The following is a 6357-nucleotide window of genomic DNA, read 5'->3' as shown; positions in this document are numbered from 1 at the left end:
CCCGCCGGACGCTGCCCGCGGGCGACGGCTGGGCCTCGGCGACGACCGGCACCACCGGCGGCGCGGCCGCCGACGCCGCTCACGTCTACACCGTCACCACCTGGGACGGGCTGAAGGCCGCCTTCGCGGCCGGCGGCACCGCCCCGAAGATCATCAAGGTCAGGGGGACGCTCGACGCGGACGGCGACACCTGCGCCGACTTCAGCGCCGCCGGCTACGACTTCGACCAGTACCTGGCCGCGTACGACCCGGCGGTCTGGGGCTACGACGAGAACCTGGAGGGCGAGAAGGCGACCCCGGGCACCCAGGAGTACCTGCGCGACCGGTCCGCCGCCGCCCAGGCCGAGGCCATCAAGGCGGACGTCCCCGCCAACACGACCCTCATCGGCGTGGGCAAGGGCGCCGGCATCGTCGGCGGCAGCCTCCAGATCAACGGCGTCGACAACGTCATCGTGCGCGGCCTCACCCTGGAGTCCCCGCTCGACTGCTTCCCGCAGTGGGACCCGACCGACGGCGACACCGGCAACTGGAACTCCGAGTACGACTCCGCCGTCGTCCACAACGCCACGCACGTGTGGCTCGACCACAACACGTTCACCGACGGCGAGCACCCCGACGCGACGCTGCCGAGCTATTACGGCCGCATCTTCCAGCAGCACGACGGGGAACTCGACGTCGTCAAGGGCGCCGACTACGTCACCGCGTCCTGGAACGCCTTCGAGGACCACGACAAGACCCTGATGATCGGCAACAGCGACAGCGCGGGCGCCACCGACGAGGGCAGACTCCGCGTCACCCTGCACCACAACCTGTTCCGCAACCTCGTGGAGCGGGCTCCGCGCGTGCGGTTCGGGCAGGTCGACGCGTACAACAACGCGTACGTGGCCACCACGGAGTACGCCTACTCGTTCGGCATCGGCTACAAGTCGCAGCTCGTAGCCGAGAAGAACTCCTTCACCCTGCCGAAGGGCGTGAGCGCCGCGTCGGTCCTGTACCGCTGGAACGACTCCCCGGTCACCACCGCCGGCAACGTGGTGAACGGCGCCGCGACCGATCTCGTCGCCGCCTACAACGCGGCGCACGCCGACACCCCGCTGACGTCAGGAGCGGGCTGGACGCCGACCCTGCGCACCCACGTCGACCCGGCCAGGACGGTGGCCGAGGTCGTCGGCCGGGGAGCGGGGGCGGACCGGCTCCGCTGAGCGACCCCGCGACACCGCACCCCCACCACCGAATGTCGAGAACGGTGTGGCGGCTCCGTCCCCGGGACGGATGCGGTCGGCGTGGCCGCGTCCACCCGTACCGGAAGGACAGCCGAAAGCCATGCGAAAGCTCATCGTCCAGCAGTGGGTCACCGTCGACAACATCGCCGCCGAGGAGGACGGCGGGCTCGGGTTCGTGTCGGGCGAGCCCTTCTCCGACAAGAGCGACCCGGCGTTCAAGGAAGAGCTGATGGGATTCATCGGCTCGGTCGACACGATGATCCTCGGCGCGCACACCTACGCCATGGCGAAGGGCTACTGGCCGTACGCCGAGGACCAGGGCGAGTACGGCGAGAAGCTCAACGGCCTCACGAAGTTCGTCGCCTCGTCGCAGCTGGACGAGGCGCCCTGGGGCGACTTTCCCGCCGCGACCGTGACGCCCGACCCGAGCGCCACCCTGCGGGAGCTGAAGCAGCGCGACGGCAAGGACATCTGGCTGTGGGGGAGCCTGGAACTCATGCGCTCCCTGCTGGACGCCGGCCTCGTCGACGAGGTCCGGATGCTGGTCTGCCCGGTGACGCGCGGCAAGGGAACGCGCCTTTTCGAGGGCCGGCAGGACCTGAAGGTCATCGAGGCGACCGCCTTCGAGAACGGTCTGGCACTCCTGCGCTACGCGATCGACAACTAGGGCCGCCGGTCGCCCGCCCCGGCACGCGTCCACGGGGCAGGGGCGGGCGGCCCCTGCGCGGCGCCTACCCGCCCAGATGCCACAACGCGTAGGCCACCAGCACCAGCAGCACCCCGGCGAGCATCATCATCACGCCGAGGAAGCGGAGGTAGCCGACGCTGCCGAAGATGGTGGTGGGGGCGGTGTCCAGCCGGCCCGTGCCCGCCCAGATGTCCGCGCTCTTCTCGCGGGCCCGCGCCGACCTGCGGGTGGTGATGCCGCGGATGTCGAACGCCCAGTTCACGCCGCACCAGATGGCGATCAGGCCGCCTGCGACGAAGACGGCGAGAAGGACGGGGGACTCACCGCCCGAACCGGCGGCGAGGGCGAGCTGAGCGGACACGGCAGGGCTCTCCGAAGGGTGTTCGTGCGCAGGGCCTCGGTCATGGAGCGGCCGAGAATCACGACCTTAGATCCTCGGATTCAACGGAGGGTCAAGGCGGTCTCAGCCCGGGGCAATGACTCGGTCGGGACTGTGGATCGCGTATCGATCGGGTAAAGGGGCTCGTACTCCGGATGTGATGCGCGTAGACAAACGGTGACCTGGCGCGGCTCGTACGCGCCGAAGGCCGGATCCCGGAGAGACCACATGCGCACATCCATCAGAGTCGCGGGGCTTGCCGCGGCCTGCGCCCTCGCGGCGGGCGCCGTCTACGGCACCGGCGCGGCAGGCGCCGACGCCCCCACCGCGAAGACCACGGCCGAGCCGTACAACATCGGCAAGCTGGTCGGCGACATCACGTCGTACTACGGCGCCACCCAGGACGCCGACGGCACCTGGCAGGCCTCGCCCGCCAGCGCCTACGCCGACGACCTGGCACGGATCGAGGCGGGCGCGAAGAAGGACATCGCCAAGGCGGCGAAGAAGGCGCACCGGCACGGCGACAAGCCCGCCGTCGTCTTCGACATCGACGACACGCTGCTGCTCAGCCTCGACTACGAGATCAGCACCAACTACGTCTACAACAACGACAGTTGGGCCGCGTACGTCGCCGAGGCCGACCGGCCCGCCGTGTTCGGCACCCCCGCCCTCATCAGGTACGCCGAGAGCAAGGGCGTCGAGGTCTTCTACAACTCCGGCCTCAAGGAGTCGCAGCGCGCCGCGGCCGTCGAGAACCTGAAGAAGGTCGGCATCGACGCCGACGTCGACGCCCGCCACGTCTTCCTCAAGGACGCCGCCCACCCGCCCGCCTACCTCAGCGGCTGCGCCACCGCCGGGACCTGGAACTGCACCACCGTGCAGTACAAGGCCGGTACCCGGCGGCACATCGAGTCCCTCGGCTACGACATCGTCGGCAACTTCGGCGACCAGCAGTCCGACCTGGACGGCGGCCACGCGGACAAGAAGTACAAGTTCCCCAACCCGACGTACTACGTGAGCTGACGTCCGCGGCGGCGCCGACGCCGCCAAGCGTAGGAACGCCCCGCCGGGTCCCACCGGCGGGGCGTTCCGGTCTGTGTGCTCACGTCGACGTCGCTGTCACGGCGTCGAACGGTTACCACAACCGCGTACCAGCTTGGCGAAGTTCGAAACCTGGAACTCGGTGACGGCGAGGAGGGTGTCATTCCGGCTGATCTACGCTGAGGCGATGGAGGACCGGACGGACCCGAGCTACTGGGACGAGGTGGCGGCCGCGCTGCACGCCCGCGGACTGCCGCCCGAGCACGTCACGGCCGTGCTCGCCGACCTCACCGCCCTGGCCGGGGACCTCGGCCCGGCGGCGGAACTCGCCGAGCGGCTCGTGCCCGCGGGGGCGCCCGTCGACGAGCACACCGAGAGCCGGCGCTGGACCGCCGACACCTACGCCGACGAGGCACTCCTCAACCGGTTCGGCGCCGACGGCTGGGAGGTCGAGCGGGTCGACGCCGACGGCTGCTTCGTCGCCCGGCGCGATCCGGAGGGACCGCAACGCTGGGAGTACCGCCGGGAGTCGGCGGGCACGGGCGGTCCTGCCCCGGAGGGCTGGGAGCCGTGCGGCACCTGGGCCGTCTACGCCTGGTACAAACGCCGCGCCCCCGCCGCGCCGGCCCCGACACAGGACCGGACACGGCGGCAGGCGCGGCAGCGGTGGCGGGGGACGCGCCCGCGTACCTAGTCCTTCAACGCGGCCTTCATCATGGCCTTGGCGACCGGCGCCGCCAGACCGTTGCCGCTGACCTCGGAGCGGGCCGCGTCGGACTGCTCCACGAGCACGGCCACCGCGACCTCCTTGCCGGTCGCGTCGTCCTTCGCGTACGACGTGAACCAGGCGTACGGCGTCTGGCTGTTGTTCTCGCCGTGCTGGGCCGTGCCCGTCTTGCCGCCCACGGTCGCGCCGGAGATCTGCGCGTTCACACCGGTGCCCTTCGTCACGACGGTCTCCATCGCCGACTGCAGCTGCGAGGCGGTCGACTTGCTGACGACCTGCTTGCTGTCGTCGTCGGGGAAGCTCTTGATCGCGTCACCGTCGGCGTTGGTCACCGCGGACACCATGTGGGGCGAGGCCTGCTCGCCGCCGTTGGCGATCGTCGCGGACACCATCGCCATCTGCAGCGGCGTCGCGGTCACGTCGAACTGGCCGATGGCCGACAGCGCCGTCTGCGCCTTGTCCATGTCCGACGGGTACAGGCTCTTGGCGGCGCGCACCGGCACGTCCTGCTTCGCGTCGTTGAAGCCGAACTTCTCGGCCATCGCCCTGACCTTGTCCTGGCCCAGCTCGACGGCCAGCTTGCCGAAGACGTTGTTGCACGAGTACTGCAGGGCGGTGCGGATCGTGGCGTCCTCGCAGGGCGCGCTCGCGCTCTCGTTCTTCAGGTACGTGTGGGTCCCGGGCAGCAGATACGGGTTCGGGGAGTCGGTCTTGTCGTCGACGGACGAGTAGAGGCCGTTCTCCAGGGCGGCCGCGGCGACGACCAGCTTGAACGTCGAGCCCGGCGGCAGCGCCTGCTTCAGCGCCCGGTTCATGGTGGGGACGTCCTCGTCGTCGGACAGCTTCTTCCACTCGGCCGCGTCCGAGGAGCCCGAGCCGCTGACCTTCGACGGGTCGTACGACGGCGACGACACCATGCCGAGGATCTTCCCGGTCTTCGGGTCGATCGCGACGGCGGCGCCCTTCTTGTCGCCGAGCGTCCTGGCCCCGGCCTTCTGCACGGCAGGGTCGACCGTCGTGACCACGTCACCGGGTTTCGCGTGCTTGCCCGTGACCGTGTCGACCGGGTTCTTCAGATCCGTACTGGTCCCGTCGAGCACGTCCTGGTACAGGGCTTCGAGCTGCGTCGAGCCGTACACCTGTGACGTGAAACCGGTCACCGCCGAGTACAGCGAGCCGTCGGTGTAGGTCCGCTTGTACTTCAGGTCGCTGTTGCCACCCGTCCTCTCCGAGCCCGTCACCGCCTTTCCGCCCACGATGATGTCGCCCAGCGGATAGCCGTACTGCTCGATGGTCTTCCGCCGGTTCTTGTCGTTGTCCGCGAGGGCCTGACCGTCGTAGAACTGCACCCACGTCGCCCTGACCAGCAGGGCGAGCACGAGAAGCAGACTGAAGACGGAGGCGCGCCTGATCGTCTTGTTCATCCCACAGAAGGGACGAACCGCCCGGAGCAAATAGTTCCGATAAGCGCGCTTTTCTCAGAAAGCTCTTATGAGCCGCCCTGCGCCCCGCCCTGTGCCTCGCCCTGTGTCCCGTCCCGCAGGAAGCCGCCTTCGTACGCCGCGATCACCGCTTGCGTACGGTCCCGCGCCCCGGTCTTCGCCAGCACCGCCGCCACGTGCGTCTTCACCGTGGCGGGCCCGACCCCGATCCGCCCGGCGATCTCCGCGTTGGTCAGCCCCGCCGCCATTGCGCGCAGCACGTCGCTCTCCCGGCCCGTGAGCCGCGTCACCCACGGGGCGCGCGCCCGCTGCGCCGCGTGCTCGGCGGCGAGGGACCGGACCGCGGCGGGGAACAGCAGGCTGTCGGTGCGGGCCACCAGGCGCACCGCACCGACCAGGGCGTCGGCGTCGGCCCGTTTCAGCAGGAAGCCGGAGGCGCCGGCCCGCAGGGCCTCGTACACGTACGCGTCGTTCTCGAAGGTGGTGACGACCACGATCCGCGGCGGCGCCTGCATGGAGCGCAGGATCTGCTCCGTCGCGCGGATCCCGTCGACCTCCGGCATCCGGACGTCCATGAGGACCACGTCGGGCCGCAGCTCGCGCACCACCGACACCGCGCGGGCGCCGTCCGCAGCCTCGCCGACGACCTCGATGTCCGGTTCGGCGGACAAGATGGCGCGCAGCGCCGTGCGGACCATGCGTTCGTCATCGGCGAGCACGACGGTCACGGCATTCATACGGCGGGTCCCTTCAGTGGAAGTCGTACGTCCAGGCGCCACACGCCGCCCGTCCGGCCCGCCTGCACACAGCCGCCGAGCAGCCGGGCCCGGTCGGCGACGCCCCGCAGCCCGTGCCCG

At 70.3% G+C, this 6357-nt stretch carries 7 protein-coding genes; 4 read left to right on the top strand and 3 right to left on the bottom strand.

The features are described 5' to 3' along the window. Both G3I40_RS26085 and G3I40_RS26080 read left to right on the top strand, forming a co-directional pair. Nucleotides 1-1202, top strand: a 1202-nt coding sequence (locus G3I40_RS26085; protein WP_164304581.1) for a polysaccharide lyase family 1 protein, incomplete at its 5' end; no start/stop codon positions are given. Between the two features lie 121 nt (nucleotides 1203-1323). Beyond that, entirely contained in the window at nucleotides 1324-1890 is a 567-nt protein-coding gene (locus tag G3I40_RS26080) for a dihydrofolate reductase family protein (RefSeq protein ID WP_164304580.1), read from the top strand. Nucleotides 1891-1954: 64 nt separating this feature from the next. Here G3I40_RS26080 and G3I40_RS26075 read toward each other — a convergent pair whose 3' ends face one another. Then, complete coding sequence (locus G3I40_RS26075) at nucleotides 1955-2272, bottom strand: hypothetical protein (protein WP_164304578.1); 318 nt, start codon at nucleotides 2270-2272, stop codon at nucleotides 1955-1957. Nucleotides 2273-2518: 246 nt separating this feature from the next. Here G3I40_RS26075 and G3I40_RS26070 point away from each other — a divergent pair, with 246 nt between their 5' ends. Both G3I40_RS26070 and G3I40_RS26065 read left to right on the top strand, forming a co-directional pair. After that, nucleotides 2519-3313 (top strand): HAD family acid phosphatase, encoded by a 795-nt coding sequence (locus G3I40_RS26070; RefSeq protein ID WP_164304576.1) that lies wholly within the window; start codon nucleotides 2519-2521, stop codon nucleotides 3311-3313. 205 nt (nucleotides 3314-3518) lie between these two features. Next, nucleotides 3519-4025 (top strand): hypothetical protein, encoded by a 507-nt coding sequence (locus G3I40_RS26065; protein ID WP_164304574.1) that lies wholly within the window; start codon nucleotides 3519-3521, stop codon nucleotides 4023-4025. Here G3I40_RS26065 and G3I40_RS26060 read toward each other — a convergent pair. Together G3I40_RS26060 and G3I40_RS26055 are read right to left on the bottom strand one after the other, a co-directional pair. Then, on the bottom strand, nucleotides 4022-5482 hold the full coding sequence (locus G3I40_RS26060; protein WP_164304572.1) for a penicillin-binding transpeptidase domain-containing protein: 1461 nt from the start codon (nucleotides 5480-5482) through the stop codon (nucleotides 4022-4024). The genes G3I40_RS26065 and G3I40_RS26060 overlap by 4 nt on opposite strands. Before the next feature lie 65 nt (nucleotides 5483-5547). Beyond that, complete coding sequence (locus G3I40_RS26055; protein ID WP_164304571.1) at nucleotides 5548-6237, bottom strand: response regulator transcription factor; 690 nt, start codon at nucleotides 6235-6237, stop codon at nucleotides 5548-5550. Between the last annotated feature and the right edge of the window lie 120 nt (nucleotides 6238-6357).

It is taken from the genome of Streptomyces sp. SID14478, assembly GCF_010548525.1.
Lineage (GTDB): Bacteria > Actinomycetota > Actinomycetes > Streptomycetales > Streptomycetaceae > Streptomyces.
This window is presented reverse-complemented; position numbering and strand designations above follow the sequence as displayed.

Excerpts from the sequence above, each read along its gene's own strand:
- G3I40_RS26080 (WP_164304580.1), top strand. The coding sequence starts at position 1,324 with ATGCGAAAGCTCATCGTCCAGCAGTGGGTCACCGTCGACAACATCGCC.
- G3I40_RS26070 (WP_164304576.1), top strand. The coding sequence starts at position 2,519 with ATGCGCACATCCATCAGAGTCGCGGGGCTTGCCGCGGCCTGCGCCCTC.
- G3I40_RS26065 (WP_164304574.1), top strand. The coding sequence starts at position 3,519 with ATGGAGGACCGGACGGACCCGAGCTACTGGGACGAGGTGGCGGCCGCG.
- G3I40_RS26060 (WP_164304572.1), bottom strand. The coding sequence starts at position 5,482 with ATGAACAAGACGATCAGGCGCGCCTCCGTCTTCAGTCTGCTTCTCGTG.
- G3I40_RS26055 (WP_164304571.1), bottom strand. The coding sequence starts at position 6,237 with ATGAATGCCGTGACCGTCGTGCTCGCCGATGACGAACGCATGGTCCGC.